This is a genomic window from Methylorubrum podarium, assembly GCF_040270385.1.
In the GTDB taxonomy this organism is placed as follows: Bacteria; Pseudomonadota; Alphaproteobacteria; order Rhizobiales; family Beijerinckiaceae; genus Methylobacterium; species Methylobacterium podarium.
In genome coordinates, this window is sequence record NZ_JBELQE010000101.1 from 62,844 (window position 1) to 80,361 (window position 17,518).

At 69.7% G+C, this 17,518-nt stretch carries 19 protein-coding genes and 1 tRNA gene; 14 read left to right on the forward strand and 6 right to left on the reverse strand.

What is annotated here, in order from left to right:
* Positions 1 to 5 precede the first annotated feature (5 nt).
* Both arsB and ABS772_RS19845 read left to right on the forward strand, forming a co-directional pair.
* Positions 6 to 1,073 carry an ACR3 family arsenite efflux transporter gene (gene arsB / locus ABS772_RS19840; RefSeq protein ID WP_003596790.1) on the forward strand — a complete coding sequence of 356 codons (1,068 nt, stop codon included), beginning with the start codon at positions 6 to 8 and terminating at the stop codon, positions 1,071 to 1,073.
* Entirely contained in the window at positions 1,063 to 2,343 is a 1,281-nt protein-coding gene (locus tag ABS772_RS19845) for an MFS transporter (RefSeq protein ID WP_003596788.1), read from the forward strand. Before arsB ends, ABS772_RS19845 begins: the two co-directional genes overlap by 11 nt.
* A 965-nt stretch (positions 2,344 to 3,308) precedes the next feature.
* Here ABS772_RS19845 and ABS772_RS19850 read toward each other — a convergent pair.
* The gene (locus tag ABS772_RS19850) at positions 3,309 to 3,821 is read right to left on the reverse strand and encodes a hypothetical protein (RefSeq protein WP_003596786.1); all 513 of its coding nucleotides are present in this window, start codon (positions 3,819 to 3,821) and stop codon (positions 3,309 to 3,311) included.
* A 402-nt stretch (positions 3,822 to 4,223) separates the two neighbouring features.
* Between ABS772_RS19850 and ABS772_RS19855 the strand changes: the two genes are divergently transcribed.
* Both ABS772_RS19855 and ABS772_RS19860 read left to right on the forward strand, forming a co-directional pair.
* Positions 4,224 to 4,757, forward strand: coding sequence for a hypothetical protein (locus tag ABS772_RS19855; protein WP_003596784.1), 534 nt, complete (start codon positions 4,224 to 4,226; stop codon positions 4,755 to 4,757).
* 147 nt (positions 4,758 to 4,904) lie between these two features.
* The gene (locus tag ABS772_RS19860) at positions 4,905 to 5,651 is read left to right on the forward strand and encodes a hypothetical protein (RefSeq protein ID WP_003596783.1); all 747 of its coding nucleotides are present in this window, start codon (positions 4,905 to 4,907) and stop codon (positions 5,649 to 5,651) included.
* Between the two features lie 300 nt (positions 5,652 to 5,951).
* Here the strand turns inward: ABS772_RS19860 and ABS772_RS19865 are convergent, their stop codons facing one another.
* Positions 5,952 to 6,878 carry a type II toxin-antitoxin system PemK/MazF family toxin gene (locus tag ABS772_RS19865; RefSeq protein WP_350396478.1) on the reverse strand — a complete coding sequence of 309 codons (927 nt, stop codon included), beginning with the start codon at positions 6,876 to 6,878 and terminating at the stop codon, positions 5,952 to 5,954.
* A gap of 185 nt (positions 6,879 to 7,063) precedes the next feature.
* Positions 7,064 to 7,396: a helix-turn-helix domain-containing protein gene (locus ABS772_RS19870; RefSeq protein WP_003604320.1), complete on the reverse strand. Its 333-nt coding sequence runs from the start codon at positions 7,394 to 7,396 to the stop codon at positions 7,064 to 7,066.
* Positions 7,397 to 7,510: 114 nt separating this feature from the next.
* Between ABS772_RS19870 and ABS772_RS19875 the strand changes: the two genes are divergently transcribed.
* From ABS772_RS19875 to ABS772_RS19905, 7 genes are all read left to right on the forward strand, one after another.
* Positions 7,511 to 8,176, forward strand: coding sequence for an 8-oxoguanine DNA glycosylase (locus tag ABS772_RS19875; RefSeq protein WP_012455859.1), 666 nt, complete (start codon positions 7,511 to 7,513; stop codon positions 8,174 to 8,176).
* 61 nt (positions 8,177 to 8,237) lie between these two features.
* Positions 8,238 to 8,639, forward strand: a complete 402-nt coding sequence (locus tag ABS772_RS19880) for a hypothetical protein (protein ID WP_003604318.1) — start codon at positions 8,238 to 8,240, stop codon at positions 8,637 to 8,639.
* Positions 8,636 to 9,820: a nucleoside 2-deoxyribosyltransferase gene (locus ABS772_RS19885; RefSeq protein WP_003604317.1), complete on the forward strand. Its 1,185-nt coding sequence runs from the start codon at positions 8,636 to 8,638 to the stop codon at positions 9,818 to 9,820. The genes ABS772_RS19880 and ABS772_RS19885 overlap by 4 nt, the downstream gene beginning before the upstream one ends.
* Positions 9,817 to 10,461 (forward strand): 7-cyano-7-deazaguanine synthase, encoded by a 645-nt coding sequence (locus ABS772_RS19890; protein ID WP_003604316.1) that lies wholly within the window; start codon positions 9,817 to 9,819, stop codon positions 10,459 to 10,461. Before ABS772_RS19885 ends, ABS772_RS19890 begins: the two co-directional genes overlap by 4 nt.
* Positions 10,462 to 10,497: 36 nt before the next feature.
* Positions 10,498 to 10,818: a hypothetical protein gene (locus ABS772_RS19895; RefSeq protein WP_017484369.1), complete on the forward strand. Its 321-nt coding sequence runs from the start codon at positions 10,498 to 10,500 to the stop codon at positions 10,816 to 10,818.
* Positions 10,815 to 12,002, forward strand: a complete 1,188-nt coding sequence (locus tag ABS772_RS19900) for a carbohydrate kinase family protein (protein WP_012455858.1) — start codon at positions 10,815 to 10,817, stop codon at positions 12,000 to 12,002. Before ABS772_RS19895 ends, ABS772_RS19900 begins: the two co-directional genes overlap by 4 nt.
* 172 nt (positions 12,003 to 12,174) lie before the next feature.
* Positions 12,175 to 12,804, forward strand: a complete 630-nt coding sequence (locus ABS772_RS19905) for an FRG domain-containing protein (protein ID WP_003604313.1) — start codon at positions 12,175 to 12,177, stop codon at positions 12,802 to 12,804.
* Positions 12,805 to 13,098: 294 nt separating this feature from the next.
* On the opposite strand, the gene ABS772_RS19910 is transcribed toward ABS772_RS19905, so the two are convergent.
* Positions 13,099 to 13,174, reverse strand: a tRNA-Ala gene (locus ABS772_RS19910).
* A gap of 122 nt (positions 13,175 to 13,296) precedes the next feature.
* Between ABS772_RS19910 and ABS772_RS19915 the strand changes: the two genes are divergently transcribed.
* Both ABS772_RS19915 and ABS772_RS19920 read left to right on the forward strand, forming a co-directional pair.
* Positions 13,297 to 13,587 (forward strand): YggT family protein, encoded by a 291-nt coding sequence (locus ABS772_RS19915; RefSeq protein WP_238255408.1) that lies wholly within the window; start codon positions 13,297 to 13,299, stop codon positions 13,585 to 13,587.
* A 199-nt stretch (positions 13,588 to 13,786) separates the two neighbouring features.
* Entirely contained in the window at positions 13,787 to 14,833 is a 1,047-nt protein-coding gene (locus ABS772_RS19920) for a MaoC family dehydratase (protein WP_350396479.1), read from the forward strand.
* A gap of 28 nt (positions 14,834 to 14,861) precedes the next feature.
* Here the strand turns inward: ABS772_RS19920 and ABS772_RS19925 are convergent, their stop codons facing one another.
* Both ABS772_RS19925 and ABS772_RS19930 read right to left on the reverse strand, forming a co-directional pair.
* Positions 14,862 to 15,653, reverse strand: a complete 792-nt coding sequence (locus tag ABS772_RS19925) for a TSUP family transporter (protein ID WP_350396480.1) — start codon at positions 15,651 to 15,653, stop codon at positions 14,862 to 14,864.
* A gap of 151 nt (positions 15,654 to 15,804) precedes the next feature.
* Complete coding sequence (locus ABS772_RS19930; protein ID WP_350396482.1) at positions 15,805 to 16,590, reverse strand: class II glutamine amidotransferase; 786 nt, start codon at positions 16,588 to 16,590, stop codon at positions 15,805 to 15,807.
* Between the two features lie 282 nt (positions 16,591 to 16,872).
* Here ABS772_RS19930 and ABS772_RS19935 point away from each other — a divergent pair, with 282 nt between their 5' ends.
* A complete protein-coding gene (locus ABS772_RS19935) occupies positions 16,873 to 17,262 on the forward strand; it encodes a response regulator (protein WP_350396483.1) in 390 nt (129 codons plus the stop codon).
* Positions 17,263 to 17,518: the final 256 nt, after the last annotated feature.

A 17,518-nucleotide genomic window follows, 5' to 3' on the forward strand; every position in this document is an offset into this window, starting at 1 on the left:
ACACCATGAGCACCTTCGAACGCTACCTGACCCTCTGGGTCGCCCTCTGCATCGTGGCCGGCATCGCCCTCGGCCACGTCATGCCCGGCTTCTTCCACGCCGTCGGCGACGCTGAGGTCGCCAAGGTGAACCTGCCGGTCGCCGTCCTGATCTGGCTCATGGTCATCCCCATGCTGCTCAAGATCGACTTCGCCTCGCTGCGCCACGTCGGGCGGCACTGGCGCGGCATCGGCGTGACGCTGTTCATCAACTGGGCCGTGAAGCCCTTCTCGATGGCGGCGCTCGGTTGGCTGTTTATCGGCTACCTGTTCCGGCCCTACCTGCCTGCCGACCAGGTCGATAGCTACATTGCCGGGCTCATCATCCTGGCGGCGGCGCCGTGCACGGCGATGGTGTTCGTCTGGTCGAACCTGACCCGCGGCGAGCCGCACTTCACTTTGAGCCAGGTGGCGCTCAACGACACCATCATGGTGGTGGCCTTCGCGCCCCTCGTCGGCCTGCTGCTCGGCCTGTCGGCCATCACCGTGCCCTGGGGCACGCTGGTGCTGTCGGTGGTGCTCTACATCGTCGTTCCGGTGATCATCGCCCAGGTCGTGCGCCGCGCCCTCCTCGCCTCGGGCGGGCAGCCGGCGCTCGACCGGCTGCTCGCCAAGCTCGGGCCGGCCTCGCTCGTGGCGCTCCTCGCGACCCTGGTGCTGCTGTTCGGCTTCCAGGGCGAGCAGATCCTGGCGCAGCCCGCGGTGATAGCGCTCCTGGCGGTACCTATCCTCATCCAGGTCTACCTGAACTCGGGACTGGCCTACATCCTGAACCGCGCCGCGGGCGAGCAGCACTGCGTGGCCGGGCCCTCGGCACTGATTGGCGCCTCGAACTTCTTCGAGCTCGCGGTGGCGGCCGCGATCAGCCTGTTCGGCTTCAACTCGGGCGCGGCGCTGGCCACCGTGGTCGGCGTCCTCATCGAGGTCCCGGTCATGCTTTCCGTCGTATGGATCGTGAACCGCTCGCAGGGCTGGTACGAGCGTGGAGCGGCCGGCAAGGCAGCGGCGCTGAAGCCTGCCTCCCGTGAGGTCTGAGGTCCACAACCGCCTCGTCGTCATCTCGGCCCTGGGCGTGGTGGAGATCCTCGCCTGGGGCTCGTCCTTCTACTTGCCGGCGGTGCTCGCGGGGCCCATCGCCGCCGACACGGGTTGGCCGCTCGCCTGGGTGGTCGGGGGGCTGTCCGTCGGCCTGCTGGTCGCGGCAATCGCCTCGCCCCGGGTCGGGATCGCCATCCACCGGCACGGGGGTCGGCCGGTCCTTGTATCTGCGGCCTTGCTGCTAGCGGGTGGCCACTTGGTGATCGGCCTGGCACCGAACCTTCCGGTGTTCCTGTCCGGCTGGCTGGTCATTGGGCTCGGGATGGGCTGCGGCCTCTACGACCCGGCCTTCGCCACCCTCGGCCGGCTCTACGGCGACGAGGCGCGCCCGGCCATCACCACCCTGACCCTATGGGGTGGGTTCGCCAGCACCGTCTGCTGGCCGCTCTCGGCCCTTCTCGTCGAGCAGGTCGGCTGGCGCTCGACATGTCTTGCCTATGCCGGGCTGCACCTCTTCGTCACGCTTCCCCTGGTGCTCGGTCTGATCCCTGAGGCGCCTGCCTTGGCTAACGGCGGGGACGTAAAACACCTTGGCGAGGCGCCGCTCACCTCGCGGGAACGGCGCGCCTTCGCGCTGATGGCCGGCGTGCTGGTTTTCGGCGGCACCGTGATGACGTTGATCTCGGTCCACCTGATTACCTTGCTGCAGGCACGCGGCGTGGCCTTTGCCGCCGCCGTATCCTACGGCGCCCTGATCGGGCCGTCCCAGGTCGGAGCCCGCGTTGTCGAGATGGCCAATAAGGGGCGGCACCACCCGCTCTGGACGCTAAACGTGGCCATGGCCCTCGTGGCGTTCGGGCTGGCAATCCTGGCATTGGGCATTCCTGCGGTCGGCATCGCCTTGGTGCTCTACGGTGCCGGCAACGGGATCTACTCGATCGCGAGAGGCACGGTGCCGCTCGCCCTGTTCGGGTCGGAACGCTACCCGGTTCTGGCGGGGCGGCTCGCCCGGCCGAGCCTGATCGCCCAGGCTCTTGCTCCGTCGCTGGGGGCCACGGTCCTCACCTACGGCGGCCCCGATTTGGCCTATGCCCTTCTGGCGGTGCTCGCGCTCGCGAACGTCGGTTTGGCAGGCGCCTTGTGGGGCACACGACCGGAAGCGGTCGGCATCCCTGGCGAGGCCGAGGCGGTTTCGAAGAACAGGTGCTTCGCGTCAGCAGCCAAGCCGAAAGGCCGCCTTCGAAACGGCCCCCCTTCTTCGCTCTAGGTTGCTTCAGTGCAGAACAATGGTGCCCGGCACCGGAATACCGGGTTGAGCATCATAAGGTGGCCGGTTCGGCACCACATCCAGGCGGCAGTGGCCCGTCCACGTCGGCCTCTGGCGGCCGCGCAAAGCACCCGATGTCATTGATCTTTCAACAATTTGTGGCAGACATCTCTAAATTGGGCGACTGGTCTCCGCTGGCTCCCGAGCCTCCGCTTGGGAGCCAGCGGAGGCCGGTCGCCCAAATGTCTGCTCTCTGCGATATCTATCTGTACATGCGCGATTTTTTTGATTTTGGGTGGTTACGTGTCCTCAGGATCCTGTAGTAGATAACTGGCCTCCTACGCCCGGGCCCGGAAACCGAAACGAAGAACGGCATCTCGGCAGTTTCGTGCCATGCATGGCTGCCGCCGCCTTGTCGCTAGAGTGGTGTTCAAGTCTGCTAACCGCAGCAATCGGAGCACCGCGGCCGAGCGCTTACTGGAATTAGCCAGTGCGCAGCATCCGTGTGATCCCGAGCGCCCTCGTGGGCCATCGCCCCGCGGGCGCGACGCACGTCCATGCACACGACGTGGAACACCGCGACTTCGGTCATCCGCCCGCACGGCCGGCCCGCCAGCGCCCGTCTCCTGTCCGCAGCCGATCAGCGACAGGCCGAGGGCACCCAGCGACGCCGCCGCTCACGCGCGATATTGGCTTCGCTGATGATGCCGTCGTCCTCGTCGGCGACGCATGCGCAGGTCTCAAGCCAGCGAGGCGTCGATACGGGTCTAGCAGCGCATGAGCCGTGCCCATACGGTCGGTCGCGAGCGGAACCCGGCAGACCGGCCGGCCATCTCGGCAGCTTGCCACGATCCGCGGCTCGGGGAAGGCTGGCGATGGCCCGGTCACCTGATCCAAGTCGTGACCGATCCGCCCGAAACCGCTGCCCCCCCGGGCGACGTGACCTGTACGTCGGAGTCCTTCGATCAGCGTGGTCGATCCGGCGGAAGCGGAAACCGCTGCGGCACCTCCCGCGACCGTCGCTTATGGTCCAGGAGATCCAGGGCCCAATCCGGCCTCGGCGCGACGGATGCTTCGTACAATTCACGGTATGCTTCAGGTGTCAGCCAAGTGCCGACGGGATGACGTCCGGTCAGGCGCAGGAAGGCGCTCAGCGATAGGCAAACTGGCGGCGGCAGGCCGACGACGGTCTGGAGAGCGCAGCTTGAACTCTTGCTGCGCTGTCCCACGATACGCGTGTTGATGAGGCTCATGGCCCCGGCCCGGGCATCCGGGCCGACGAGTTCCTCGTCGAGCGGCGTGGGCGTGCCGGGCGTTTCAAGCGCCGAAAGCAACTCGCTCCAGGACTGCCACCCCCACGCCAGCGCGACGACCTGTCGAGCGGTCGCCTCGGCGATAGGCTGCCGGACATTGGCGAGTTGCGCGCGCAGGGCGTGCACCTTGCGGTTTGCGAAGAAGATCGAGGACGGGCGGAACATCGCGGACCATGGGACTGCGTACGGTGAGCCAATGGATTCAGCTCGCTACGGAGCGGTCAAGGCAAGGCCGCGTCCGAAGCTGCTTCGGGTCGCCCCGGCCAGGACGAGGTCCGGCTGGAAAGGCGCCTTGCCCCTTCACCGCCGCCGCCCAGGCGGCGACCTGGTCCGCGACCTGGGCGCCTGTTCCGTCGCCGAGCGCGGGAGCGGTCGGGTACGTTGTCGCCTTCCCCACGTCGGCGGCCGACCCACGTCCACCAGGATCTCTGCAATCCGCCGTGGCCATCCCTCCGCCGTGACGCGAAACTCCCTGTGGATAAATCGCGTCGCCTCTAACCCCGCTTAGATATCCATGTGGACGTGTAACCGTCGGAGGTTAGTGTGGCGCAACGGAGGTGCGGCACCATGGGCGACTCGGATTGGGCGGCGGAGCGGGCTGAGGAATACTGGCGGCTCCACGCGGAACCCGTGCTCAAGCGCGTCGTCATCGACGCCTTCCTGTCCGGAACGGCGGCCGTGCCCCCTGCCTTGGCGAACTGGCTGGCATCGGCGCCCATCGGGCGCGGTGCCGAGGCTGTCACGCCGCCTCCATCCCCGGAGCCTGCGCAGCAGGTGCCGCCAAGCGCCAAGGAGGTCGCGGCACCGCAAGCCGGTCCTCGGCCCAAGAGGTCCCCCCGCCCGCTCAAGGGGGTGAGCGCCGCTGCGTACGACCTCGTCAAGCGCGCAGGCAAGCCCCTGACATCCCGGGAGCTGCTCGGACAGCTGAGGGACTGGGACGGGGGCGAGCGGACCGAGGCGCGCGACAATTCCCTCCTGGCCGCGATGCGGCGGCTTCGCAAGGCCGGTTGGGTCGACTTCGACGGGACGCATTACAGCCCGTCGGCGAAGAGGCCCCGCAGCAAAGGCAGGTCCGGTCCCGCCGGGCCGGGTCGGGTCTGATCGCCCGCCCATGGCAAGGCGAATCCATCGCCTCGCAGATCGGCTCCCTGCGCAGGAAGGCAGGGCGCTGGCGGAGATCGAGACCCGGCAAGCCCGCGGCCTACCGCCCGTTCGACCATCCAACGCAAACATGGACTCGGAGCGCACATGACCACCTCGTTCGGCGACGCGCGTCGCCTGCACGTCCTGTCTCTCGTCGCCCTGCTCTCGGTCGTGACGCCGCCGCGCAGCCGGGCCGCCGACGGAACCATGAGCGAGCACGAGATCGCTCCCGGCATGGTCATCCGCGGCCTGGTCACCGCGGCGGGCGCGCGGGCCTTTCGCCTGATCGTGCGGGGAACGCTCGTTGCCTCCTTGACCGCGAGGGATGGGGCGCCGCCGACCGGGTACTGCCTCGTTGGAGAGTGGTTGTCCGTGCTGGAGGCACTGGCTGCGCCATGGCGCGCGTTCGCCGGCGAGACCTCGCCGCGGAACTTCGTACCGCCGCGCCGGTCGCATTCCGAGCGCTCACCCTTCGTCGCACGGTTCCCGGCGCGCCAAGCCCGCCTCACGGGCCCGAAGCTCGTTCGGTTCCTCGCCGAGTGCACCGCTTCCCTAGGAGCGAAGGACTCGATGCGCGGCGATGAAATCGCCCTCGTCGTCGGCACGCCGGAGACCCGAGTTCGGATCGCGTGCAGCGGTGCCGAACTTCACGTCCTGGTCCATCGAGAGCGGCGCTTGGTCATGGCCGGCACCCTGTCGCGCCTCGACCTGAGTCGGCCCGGGCGCACGCGCTGCTGCATCGGTCGCCAGTGGCTGCCCGAGTTGTTGGATTGGTTCTGGGCCGTATCCGACGATGTCGATCCTGCAGACCTCGTTCGGTTCTGCCAGGGTGCCGCCTCGGATCGGCCCTAGCCGGCGTCGGCCGATGGCGCCGACGCCCGGATGCAGGGCCGGCCCTCGCCAAGCTTAAGCTCTCGCCTCTCGGGCCGTGACGTGTGCCAGGAAGGAGCGCAGCGTGGGTGTACGGCGGTCCTTGTGCGTTCGAGGCGCATACCGCCAACGAAAAAGCCCCGCCTGAGCGGAGCTTTCGTTTGAGGGGAATACCCGCGGGCAAACCCCGACCTCCGATGGCGAGCATCTTCGGTCAGCTGAAAAGACGGTGTGACCCGCCTCCAGCGAGTGAGAGGGATATCGCATATCCGCCTCGCCGGGTCAATGATCGAGGCCCAGCACGGTTCCGAGGAGCGCTCGGATGCCGGCGAGCTCGGCGGGCGAGATGGACGGCAGCGCCGGGCGGCGGTTCACGTTGACCTGCCACAGCCGGACCAGGGAAACGGTATAGATGTAGTCGCAGACGGCCCAAACCGGGTCGGTCTGGTGGAAGAAGGGATACGTGCCCGGCTCGAACCGGAAATGATGGGTGTTGTTCTCCCGGGGCGGGCTCTTGCTCACCGGCACCACCGTGCAGCGCCCGGCGGCGCCGGCCGAGCGCGAGGACACGACGATCGCCCGCCGTTCCTTCTGCATCTCCGGCTTCACGAGGTAGGTGAAATCGCACATCACGACCCGGCCGGGGCTCGGAGCGTGCGGAACCGGCCGCCTGACCTCGGCCGTGCGGCGCGTGACGACCGAACCTTCCAGCGTCGTCAGGAACGCGTCCGCCTTCGCGGCGGCGATGCCGCCGCGAACCAGCGCCGTCTTCAGCTTGGTCCGCTCGTACTGCGCGGTGGCCTTCTCCGACAGGAAGCAGTGGCGCAACGCGCTGGCCACCGCCTCCGCGGCCTCTTCGGCGAAGCCTCCCTCGCACAGCCGGTCGAGGCAAGCCTCGCCGTCGAAGCGGGTATCGGGATGCCGGGAAATCTCCATCAATCCGCCGACGGCGAGCGCCTCGCCCTGGGCGAAGCCGAGATCCGTCATGGCCTTGAACATGCGAAAGGCGTGGGGCACCCCGAGACAAATGCTCCTGCCGATGGGAAGGCGATGGCGTAGCCCGGGCGACGTCGCGTCGGGCAGGCCGAGGGCGAGCCGATCCGTTCGAAGTCGGCAAACACCTCGGCCGACGCCGTATCCGCACGCCGGACCATTGTCATCCCACGCCGAAGGGGCCGAGCGCCGCCGGCGCCCGGGCGCCGCGATCATGCCGGGGCCTACCCGCCGTGGATGCATTCGTTTGAGCGACCAGGCCCGGGGGGGGCGGCACCCGCGCTCGTCATCGAGGCGCCGGGTCCCGCCGCCCGGGCGCGCCGCCTCGGCCTGGTCCCGGGGCACGTTCCATCCGGCGCCGAGAACGACGGTTCCCGACCTTGCCGCACCGCCCGGCGCGGCTATTCGTTTTCATTCAAGAGCGCCACCGCGGCCTCCAGGAGCGCTCGGAACGCGACCGACTGCCGTGCAGCCGCCTCCACGCGCAGCGTCAGGTTCGAGAAAGCCGCGGGATCCTCCGACGGGTGCGCACCGATGAACCGAACCGCGGCGAGATGCAGCGCGGGTCTAGGCTTATGTTGCCCTGCCAATAGCTTCGATATGGTCGCCTGGCTCGCGCCGAGGATCTTGGCAAGGGCAGCCTGCGTAAGCCCGCGCTCTCGACGCACGCGACCGAGGGCAATCGCCAGCGCATGCGCATCCCCGCCGTCAGCCGCCCGCTTGCTTCCGCTCATGAAGTCAATAAAATCGAATGATAACGAATAATCAAGGCGCGCAGGATGCAGGCTCAGACGTCCGGGAGGACGCGGTCGGTCGCGACGATTCCCGCGGACCCGGAGGCCGAATTGATGCCGGGGGTGCGGTGGGGGCGCCCGGAATGGGTGCCGAGTGCCGCGTTCTGGGCTTTCATGGTCGGTCGGGCCAGCGAGCCGGTCGACGGGTTCGTGGGGCGGGAGGTCAGCCTGGCCCACGAGATCGGCTTCTGTCTGCTCGGGGGCTACGGCATCACGGCCGAGGTCAACCACGCGGTCCATCGCGCGCTCGCCGCGGATGGGATCTTCGAGCCGGGCCGTCGTCCCGGGGCCGATGAGATCGAGGCCCTCCTGCGCAGGCCGGTCCGCATCGGCGAAAGGTCGGTGCGCTACCGCTTCCCGAAGCAGAGGGCGGGCAGGCTCGCCGACGCGCTGACGCTCATCGAGACCGATCCTCCGCCGTCGAGCGACGCCCTGGCCTTCCGACGCCACCTGATGCGCCTGCCCGGCGTCGGTCCGAAGACCGCCTCGTGGGTCACCCGGAACTGGCTGGGCTCGGACGAGGTCGCCATCCTCGACATTCACATCATCCGTGCAGGCCTCCTGATCGGCCTGTTCGAGCGGCCGATCCGCCTCCCGCGGGACTACGAGGCGCTCGAACGGCGCTTCCTGCAGTTCTGCGTGGCCCTGGACGCGAAGCCGTCGCTGGTCGATGCCGTCATGTGGCGGGCGATGCGCAACATCGGCCGGGGACCGGTTTGACCGGCGACGGCGGAGGCCGATAAGAAATCAGGTCTCCTTCACCAGTGGCCGGGCAAGCGGGATGTCGGGGGGCAGCAAGAAAAGTTCGGGCCGTCGCCTGGTCGCGCCGGCCGGTGCAGGGCCGGGCGCGCCGAGCTCGACCGCCGGATCGGAGGGCGGGAATGCGCCGACGGGCTCGCCCTGCGACCTCAGTTACGACGTCGAACTGACCGGGGTCCGGGCCGACGTCGTCGCCGTCGTGCGCATCGGCGACGTCCTGGACGTCGCGCTGCACAGGGCGGGTGCGTTCGAGACCGCCGTGTGCCGTACCCGCCCCGCCGGGCAGGTGGTCGGCACGCTGGCGAACGTCGAAGGCCTCGACGAACTTCTCGGTTGCCTGCGCACCCACCACCGCTACGCGGCGACCGTGACGCAGGTCGGCCGCCTCCTCTGTCGCGTCGCCATCGCACCGGTGCTGGGTTGATCGTCGCCGGAGGGTCCTACCTGGAGATCTGCGAGATCCCGCGCTGGCGCCGGCTGTTCGGTTCGGGCGGCCGTGCCGCCGCGGCGGTCGGGCAGCTCTCGCCGGGCAGCAGCCTTCACACCTATGCCTTCGCAGGCTGGGCCCGCGACGTCGAGAGCTCGATGCACGCCTGCGGGGTGACGGCGACGGTAATGCCCATCGCCGAGGAGATCAGCTTCGGCTACTTCCATGCCCTGTCGCCGGCCACGCTGCGGCCCGGCGTGCCGACGCGACACCCGGCCCTCTCGGTCGACGGGCGGGTCGTGCTGCGTTTCGGCTTCGTGGAGGGCGACGCGGTCGTGTCCGCGGAGCGGGCGGTCCACGACCCGCAGGGCGACGACGTTGTCCCGTTCCGCGCCAACGGGTCCCGGGCCGAGGCCCTGGCCGTAGTCCTGAACGAGGGGGAGGCGGAGGGGGCGACGGGCGAGGAGGGGCCGGCCGCAGGCGAGGCCGTTCTCGCCCTGCACGCGGCCGACGTGGTCGTGGTCAAGCGTGGCTGCTCGGGCGCGACCGTCCACCGGCCTGGTCGCGACCCCGTCGCGGTGCCCGCTTATCGATCCGCCCGCGTGTTCAAGATCGGCTCGGGCGACGTCTTCAGCGCCGCCTTCGCGCATCACTGGGGCGAGCGCGGCCTCGACGCCGCGGCGGCGGCCGACCTGGCGTCGCGCGCGGTCCACCATTTCGTCGACACGCGCTCGCTGCCGCTGCCCGCGGCCGCCGACCTCGCCGACCAGGCGCTCGCACCCGTGGGCGGGGAGCCCGGCCGCGTCTACCTCGCGGCCCCGTTCTTCCACATCGCCCAACGCTGGCTCGTCGAGGAGGCACGGGACCGGCTGCACGCCCTCGGCGCGTCTGTCTTCTCGCCGTTGCACGACGTGGGCACGGGGGGCGGCGCCGTCGCCCTCGCCACCGCCGACCTCGCGGGGCTCGACGGCTGCCAAGCCGTGCTCGCCCTGCTCGACGGGGCGGACCCGGGCTCGATCTTCGAGGTTGGACATGCGCGGGCGCGCGGCATCCCAGTGGTCGTGCTGGCCGAACGCCTCGACGAGCATCACCTGACCATGCTGGCCGGCACCGGCTGCGAGGTCGTCGACGATTTCGCCTCCGCCCTCTATCGGGTCGTGTGGGCCTCGCTGCGATGAGGGTTCTGCTGTTTTCCGGCGGCCTCGATTCGACCGCCCTCGCTTGGTGGCAGAGGCCGGACGCCTGCCTGTTCGTCGATTACGGCCAGCGGCCGGCGGCGGGCGAAAGGGCGGCTGCGACGTCCATCGCGGCCGAGTTCGGGCTGCGGCTCGAAACGCTTCAGGTCGACCTGTCCGGGCTTGGCCTCGGGCCCCTGGCCGGCGGGGAGCCCGCCGCGCTCGCGCGTGCCCCCGAATGGTGGCCCTACCGCAACCAGATCCTGGTCACCCTCGCAGGCATGCGCTTCGTCGCGGAAGGCCTGTCGGAGATCCTCATCGGAACGGTGGCGACCGATGTCCACGCCGACGGACGCGCCCCATTCCTGCGGACGCTCGACCGACTGATGCGGCTCCAGGAGGGTGGGGTGCGCGTCGTGGCGCCCGCACGGCACCTGAGCGGGCCGGCCCTTCTCGCGGCGTCCGGCCTTCCCGCCTCGGCGCTCGGTGCGACATTCTCCTGTCACGTCATGGAATATGCCTGCGGGCAGTGCCGCGGATGCGAGAAGCATCGCGAGACCTTGCGGTCGTTCGGCCTGCGGTCCGACGTGAAGGCATCCCGCGCGGCCCCGGACCGACCGGACGCGGCGCGGGCGGAGGGTTGACGAATGGGCGGAGGGCTCCCACCCAAACGCCGCCGCATGCCGTACGGCATGGGACAGGTCCGGACAGGGTCCGACGAGTGCGACCTGACCTTCACGGTCGACCTGATCGGTGTCCGCCGCGACGCCACGCGCGGCCTGCAGGCCGGAGACGTGTTGGAGGTGGACCTCGTGGCCGGCGCGGGCGCCAGCACCGCAGTCTGCCGCACCGCCGACGGGGCGACCGTCGGCGCCCTCGCCGCGTTCCGCGGCCTCGTGAGCCTGCTCGGCTGCCTCGACCAGGGGGTGCGGTTCGAGGCCCTCATCGAGGATGTCGGCGCGACGCGCTGCACCGTTACGGTCACGAGGGCCGAGGCGTGAACGTCGTCGGCGGCACATATTTCGAGAGCTGCGCGTTCCCCGCCTGGGCCGGCCTGTTCGGTTCGGGCGCGCGCGCCGCCATGGCGGTGAGCGCGCTGTCCCCGGGCACCCGCCTGAGCACGTATGCTTACGCCGAGTCGGCCGGCGACCTCCGGGCGACCATGGCCGCCTTCGAGGTCGAGACGGACATCGTCGCCATCGGGGAGCGGCTCGAATTCGAGTATTGGCATCCCCTTCGCAAGAGCTGGGTTCCCGAGGCCGGCCGGCGCTACGCCGACCTGGCCGTCACCGGCGACGTCGTGCTCGGGTTCGGCATGCTGGAGGGCACGGCCCGGCTCACGGCCGGCCGGGCGGTCTACGACCCGCGCTCCGCCGACCCCGCGTCCTCCTTCGTGCGTTCCGGCTCGCGGGCGACGGAGCAACTCGCCTACGTGGTGCAGGATGCCGACTTGGTCCGGCTCGGGCCGCTCCCGGACCCGCGCGACGCCGCGACCGGCGTCATGGCCCGCGAGGGCGCCACGCTCGTCGTGTCGCGCCACGCATTCGGCGGTGCCACGGTGTACCGGGGCGACGCCCCCGGCATCCCGGTGCCGGCGTACGCCGCCCGCCGCTGGTTCAGGATCGGGGCCGGCGACGTCTTCTGCGCGGCCTTCGCGCATTATTGGGGCGAGCGTGGCTTCGACGCCGTGGGGGCGGCCGACCTCGCGTCCCGCTGCGTGGCGTGGTTCAACGACGGGGCTCGGTTGCCGCTGCCTCCGCCGGACGAGCTCGAAGGGATGGAGGCGGTGCCCGGGCGCCCCGCGTCGGGTTGCCGGGTCTACCTGTCCGGACCGCGCCGGACCATGGCCCAAAGATGGCTCTTCGACGAGGCGGCCGCTTACCTCGACGCGCTCGGGTTCAGGACGGAGACGGCGTTTGCGGACGACGGCCCCCGCTCACCCACGCGAGCGAATTGGCCGCCCCGGCCTCGCGTGCCCCATTCAGCCCTCCTAGCCCTGGGCGACGTCGCCGACCTCGGGACGAACCTTCACGTCGGCTACGCGCAAGCCAACGGCATGCCGGTGGTGCTGCTCGCCGAGACGGCCTCCGGCGGGGATTTGACGATGTTCTCGGGAAGCGGCTGCGAGGTGACGCACGATCTCGCCACGGCGCTCTACCGGACGTGTGTGGCATGCCTGCGGTGATCGGCGGCCGGGAGGGCACCCGTTGAGGCCGCCACGGTTTCCACCCGCTCCGGCGCGCCTGCGGGCGCCTGATCGCACGCCGTCCCCGTCCGGACCATCGGGGTCCGGCGATGGAGAGGGCGGGCCGGCGCAGGAGCGCTGGCAGGCGTTCCACGCCTTCCTGGCGGCACGCATGAACTCACGATGGGTGTTCCGCGGCTGCGCGTCGAAGGCCTTCGAGTGCAAGCCCAGCGCCGGCCGGGGCGCCGAGTTCGACCCGCGCCACGAACGGCAACTGTTCCAGGATTTCAAGCGCGAGGCCAGGCTGCACGTCGCGATGCCCGGGGCGACGGATTGGGACTGGCTGGCGCTGGGTCAGCATTACGGTCTCCCGACCCGCTTGCTCGACTGGACGACCAATCCGCTCATCGCCTGCTTCTTCGCCGTTGCCAGCCAGCCCGCGAACGAGGACGCCATCGTGTACGCGCATCCGCTCGGCGGCAGTTCCATGATCGACCCCGAGCGGGGTCCCGGCCCCTTCGAGATCGCCGAGGTCGGCTTCCTGCTGCCCTCCGCCCTGGCGCCCCGCATCGCGAGCCAGAAGGGCCTGTTCTCGGCCCACCCCGATCCGGCCTCGGCGTGGACGCCGCCCGGCATGGCGGAGAACAGCTTCGAGATCCCGCGGGACACCCGCGCGGTCTTCCAGCGCAACCTGTTCCAGCTCGGCGTGGATGCGGCCCACATCTGGGCCAGCCTCGAAGGCGTCTGCCTCTCGCTGACGTGGCAGTACCGCCTCCGAATCGGGCTCGGCGCGGCCTTGTAGCCCCCGCCGCTCGGAATCCCTGGATCATCCGGTCCGGACGACGGCGGTCCCGCCAAGCCGGTGCAGGCTTCGATATTCACCGGCCGGCGCGCCCTCTACCAACGCGCACGGCGTGGGTCAGGCACAGCAAGGGTTGCCCCCGTAGCTGCGCGGGGGTGGTGTGGATATCCTGTCGAAAACCGGACCACGCCTGGGATTTAGCGAAACGGAAGCGTGGGAGGAATTGGGATTTATCCGGGAGCTGCCACTCCCCAAGTCCTTGATGCCACACACCAATTTTCAAGCGAAAGTCGGTGGTGGAGCTGAGGGGATTCGAACCCCTGACCTCCGCAGTGCGATTGCGGCGCTCTCCCATCTGAGCTACAGCCCCGTCGAGGCGAGGGCCTTGTAGGCTTGTCCGCTTCGAGCTGTCAATTCCGGAATTTTCCCGCCCGCGCCCCGCGCATCCCGCGCCGGCGCGCGTTTGGGGCGACGAGGACCGATACCCCCCGCATGAACGCCCTGCTCTGGCTCATCACCACCATCATCCAGCTCTACATCTACGTCCTCGTCGCGAGCGCCGTGCTGAGCTGGCTCGTGGCCTTCAACGTGGTCAACGTGCGCAACCCGATCGTCTCGCAGATCGGCGAATTCCTCTACCGCGTCACCGAGCCGGCGCTGCGGCCGATCCGCAACCTGCTGCCCAATCTCGGGGGCGTCGACATCTCGCCGATCATCCTGATCCTGCTGCTGCTGTTCGTGCAGAAGCTCATCACCGACCTCTACATCCAGCTCGCCTTCTGACCCCGTTCCCGGCGCGACGTCTCCCCCGCGCACAGCGCGGCATTGCGCGGGCGCCGGGCTGGTTGCTAAGGCGGTCGGGCGTCGGCTCGGCCGAAAAGCCGATGCAATGTCAGAAGTTTAGGGCCTCGTTCTGAATATCGTATTCAAGGCGGGGCCCCGCTCGGCCAGCAAGAGCCGCACAGGGAGCGACGCGCGCGCCATGAAGACCAATCCCGGCCGCTTCTTCGAGGATTTCCGCCTCGGGGAGACCATCCGCCACGCCACGCCCCGCACCGTCACCACGGGCGACGTGGCACTCTACACCGCCCTCTACGGCCCGCGCTTCGCCGTCCAGTCCTCGGACGCCTTCGCCAAGGCGATCGGCTACCCGGCGAGCCCGCTCGACGACCTACTCACCTTCCACGTCGTGTTCGGCAAGACCGTGCCGGACATCTCCCTCAACGCCCTGGCCAATCTCGGCTACGCCGAGGGCGGCTTCCACCGCCCGGTCTATCCCGGCGAGACGCTCTCCACCGTCTCCGAGGTGATCGGCCTGAAGGAGAGCTCCAACCGCCAGACCGGCGTGGTCTACGTGCGCTCCACCGGCTCCGATTCCTCGGGCCGGACCGTGCTGAGCTATTGCCGCTGGGTTCTCGTGCGCAAGCGCGACCCCGAAGCGAAGATCGCCGAGGAGCACGTGCCCCAGCTCGCCAAGGTCGTGAGCCCGGCCGACCTCGCGGGTGCCCTGCCCCCGCTCGATCCGGTGGCCTACGACGACGCGCTGGCCGGCAGCCCGCACCGCTTCGGCGATTACGCGGTCGGCGAAAAGATCGACCACGTCGACGGCATGACCGTCGAGGAGGCCGAACACCAGATCGCCACGCGCCTGTTCCAGAACACCGCCAAGGTCCATTTCGACGCGGTGGCGACGCGGGAGACCAAGTTCGGCAAGCGCCTGATCTATGGCGGCCACGTCATCTCGCTCGCCCGCGCCCTGAGCTTCAACGGCCTCGCCAACGCGTTTGCCATCGGCGGCATCAATGCCGGCCGCCACGTCGCGCCGCTGTTCGCGGGCGACACGGTCTACGCGTGGTCCGAGGTGCTGGAGACCGCCGAACTCCCCGGCCGCAGCGATGTCGGCGCGCTGCGCCTGCGCACGGTGGCGGCCAAAAACCAGCCCTGCAGCGGCTATCCGGACAGGCAGGGCGAGGGCTACGACCCGTCGGTGATCCTGGATCTCGATTACTGGGCCTTCATCCCGCGCTGAAACGTCGGCCCGTAATCGGTTGACGCATCTACGAAAAGAACCCGGCCACGGCCTGACGCAACGGGTTGGCCGGGTTCGATAGGAGGCGGAGCGCCATCGCGCAGGCGATGACGACGAGGAGCGGCCGGATCAGCCGGGCGCCGAGGCGCACGGCCAGCGCCGAGCCGACCTGAGCGCCGAGGAAGGCGCCGACCGCCATGGCGAGTCCCACCGGCCAGATCACCGCGCCCTGGAGCGTGAACAGGGCGAGGCTTCCGACATTGCTCGCGGCGTTCGAGAGCTTGGTGTGGGCGGTGGCCCGCACCACGCCGAGCCCCAGCAGGGTGACGAAGCCGATCATGTAGAAGGAGCCGGCGCCCGGCCCGAACACGCCGTCGTAGAAGCCGACGGCCGGCGCCAGGGTCACGGCGAACAGGCCGGGGGTGATGCGCGCCGCCGCGTCCTCGTTGCTCATCCGCCGCGCCGTGGCGAAGTAGAGCGCGATGCCCACGAGCATCAGCGGCACCAGGGCGTCGAGGACCGGGCGCGGCAGCAGGCTGACGCAGAGAGCGCCCGCGATCGAGGCGAGGCCGGCGCCGAGCGCGGCGGGGGCGGCCTCGCGCCAGCGGATCAGGCCGCGCCGGGCGAAGGCGATCGTGGCCGAGACCGAGCCGGCGCTGCCCTGGAGCTTGTTGGTGGCGATGGCGCTCACGGGGTCGAGCCCGGCGAGCAGCAGGGCCGGCAGGGTCATCAGCCCGCCGCCGCCGGCGATGGCATCGATGGCACCCGCCACCACGGCCACGCCGAACAGGCCCGCGACCGTCTCAAGCTCAACACTCATCGGGGATCCCAAAGGGCCTCAGACCCTTTGGCGGGTTGTCAGGGCGGCGCCCTGACGTCGGCGGAGCCGATTCGCAGGGCTCTGCCCTGCACCCGCGAAAGGACTCGTCCTTTCGAATCCATGATCACGACTGCCCAATCTGGGCAAGCCTTCAGGCCGCGGCGCGCTCCGCCCGAGGCAGGCTGACGACGGCGCGGGTGCCGCGGCTCGCCCGCAGCGTGCCGCCCTTGGGCACCATCGTCCAGCCCTCCTTGCAGCCGTCGATCGGCTCGGAGACGACGGTGAGGCCGCGCTCGCTCTCGCGATAATAGAGGCTCGGCGGGCGCCCGTCGCAGGCCCAGCGGAAGGCGGTGAGGCTCTCGCCGTCGGTGAGCACGGCGGTGAAGCGGAAGGCTTCCGCGATGCGGGCCTCCTGCATCAGCCCGCGCACGGTGGCGCAGGTCGCCTCCATGGCGGCGACGGGGTCGGTCTCCAGGCCGTTGGCCAGCGCCAGCAGGAAGATCGCCTCCGAATCGGTCGAGCCGCGGCGGGTGTCGTAGAACTCGTCCGGGATCAGCGCCTCCAGGCGCCGCTTGATCCGGTGATAGCCGCCGATCTGGCCGTTATGCATGAACAGGTGGCGGCCGTGGGCGAAGGGGTGGCAGTTCGCCCGGGTCGTCGCCGTGCCGGTCGCCGCGCGGACATGGGCGAAGAAGGTCCGCGCCCGCACCTGCCGGCAGAGGTTCACGAGGTTCTCGTCCGACCAGGCCGGGCAGATGTCGCGGTAGAGGCCGGGTTCCGCGTGCTCGCCGTACCAGCCGATCCCGAACCCGTCGCCGTTGGTCTCGGTCTTGGCCTCCGACGCGTGCAGCGACTGATGGACCAGCGAATGGGTCGGGGCGCAGACCAGCTCGTTCAGGAAAACCGGCTCACCGAGATAGGCGAGGAAGCGGCACATGGCGGAACAAGAGCCTCCTTTGCGGTCCGAAGCCGAACATGCAAGCATCGGTCCGTTCGGACCGCCCTGCGTCGCCGGACTGTAACAATTCGGTTCGGGAGGTGAACAGTCGGTTAAGGGGCGGCGCGGATCGAACGGTTCGGGCCGGCACAATTTCGCTGAACCGATCATCCCCGAACTTGTTGTCGCAGGGCAAGCATCGTCGGCGCCGCCGACTCCGCCGCGGCGCGCCCCTGGCCGGGCTGCCGCTTCTGACCCGCTCGCAGCTTTCAGGGAGACATCATGGCTCACACCGGAGACAGCCCGGTCGCGCTCGTCGTCGAGGAGGACGAGGCCGCCCGCGATCTCGCGACCGTCCTGATCGAGGAAACCGACCTCGACGTCATCGCCTGTTCGAGCGCCGAGGACGCGCTGGCCGTGCTCGAGCGCGGCGACGTGACGGTGGCGATGGTGATCGCCGACACGCATCTCTCGGGCAAGATGGATGGCGCGGCGCTGGCGCGCACCGTCGAGGATCGCTGGCCGGAGGTGCGGCTCGTGGTGACCTCCGAGGCCCGCGAGGAGCGTCGGACCGAGATCCCGCCGCACGCGGTCTACATGCGCAAGCCCTGGCTGCCCCTGGAGCTTCTGCGGCAGGCCGAGCGCGCCACGCTCACCGCGCGCGCCGCCTGAGCCGTCATCCGTTTGATCACTTCGGTCTCACCTCCGTCATTGCGAGGCGAAGCCGTGGCAATCCAGGGCGCGCCTTTTCCGGATAAGTCGCGTCCTGGATCGCTTCGGCTCCGCCTCGCGATGACGGGATTGGGTGATGCCCGACGTGATCAACCGGAAACCGTATGAGCCGTGCTTCGAACGGAAAAAGGCCCCCCGGGCGAACCGGGGGGCCTTTTTCCGTTCGTATGCCGTGCGGCCCGTCTCGGCGAGCCGT

Bases quoted from the DNA above. Each gene is read 5' to 3' on its own strand.
- ABS772_RS19870 (WP_003604320.1), bottom strand. From the start codon at position 7,396: ATGAGCGGAAGCAAGCGGGCGGCTGACGGCGGGGATGCGCATGCGCTG.
- ABS772_RS19905 (WP_003604313.1), top strand. From the start codon at position 12,175: ATGAACTCACGATGGGTGTTCCGCGGCTGCGCGTCGAAGGCCTTCGAG.
- ABS772_RS19935 (WP_350396483.1), top strand. From the start codon at position 16,873: ATGGCTCACACCGGAGACAGCCCGGTCGCGCTCGTCGTCGAGGAGGAC.
- ABS772_RS19930 (WP_350396482.1), bottom strand. From the start codon at position 16,590: ATGTGCCGCTTCCTCGCCTATCTCGGTGAGCCGGTTTTCCTGAACGAG.
- ABS772_RS19915 (WP_238255408.1), top strand. From the start codon at position 13,297: ATGAACGCCCTGCTCTGGCTCATCACCACCATCATCCAGCTCTACATC.
- arsB (WP_003596790.1), top strand. From the start codon at position 6: ATGAGCACCTTCGAACGCTACCTGACCCTCTGGGTCGCCCTCTGCATC.
- ABS772_RS19925 (WP_350396480.1), bottom strand. From the start codon at position 15,653: ATGAGTGTTGAGCTTGAGACGGTCGCGGGCCTGTTCGGCGTGGCCGTG.
- ABS772_RS19890 (WP_003604316.1), top strand. From the start codon at position 9,817: ATGAGGGTTCTGCTGTTTTCCGGCGGCCTCGATTCGACCGCCCTCGCT.
- ABS772_RS19855 (WP_003596784.1), top strand. From the start codon at position 4,224: ATGGGCGACTCGGATTGGGCGGCGGAGCGGGCTGAGGAATACTGGCGG.
- ABS772_RS19850 (WP_003596786.1), bottom strand. From the start codon at position 3,821: ATGTTCCGCCCGTCCTCGATCTTCTTCGCAAACCGCAAGGTGCACGCC.
- ABS772_RS19875 (WP_012455859.1), top strand. From the start codon at position 7,511: ATGCCGGGGGTGCGGTGGGGGCGCCCGGAATGGGTGCCGAGTGCCGCG.
- ABS772_RS19895 (WP_017484369.1), top strand. From the start codon at position 10,498: ATGCCGTACGGCATGGGACAGGTCCGGACAGGGTCCGACGAGTGCGAC.
- ABS772_RS19865 (WP_350396478.1), bottom strand. From the start codon at position 6,878: ATGATCGCGGCGCCCGGGCGCCGGCGGCGCTCGGCCCCTTCGGCGTGG.
- ABS772_RS19880 (WP_003604318.1), top strand. From the start codon at position 8,238: ATGTCGGGGGGCAGCAAGAAAAGTTCGGGCCGTCGCCTGGTCGCGCCG.
- ABS772_RS19920 (WP_350396479.1), top strand. From the start codon at position 13,787: ATGAAGACCAATCCCGGCCGCTTCTTCGAGGATTTCCGCCTCGGGGAG.
- ABS772_RS19860 (WP_003596783.1), top strand. From the start codon at position 4,905: ATGACCACCTCGTTCGGCGACGCGCGTCGCCTGCACGTCCTGTCTCTC.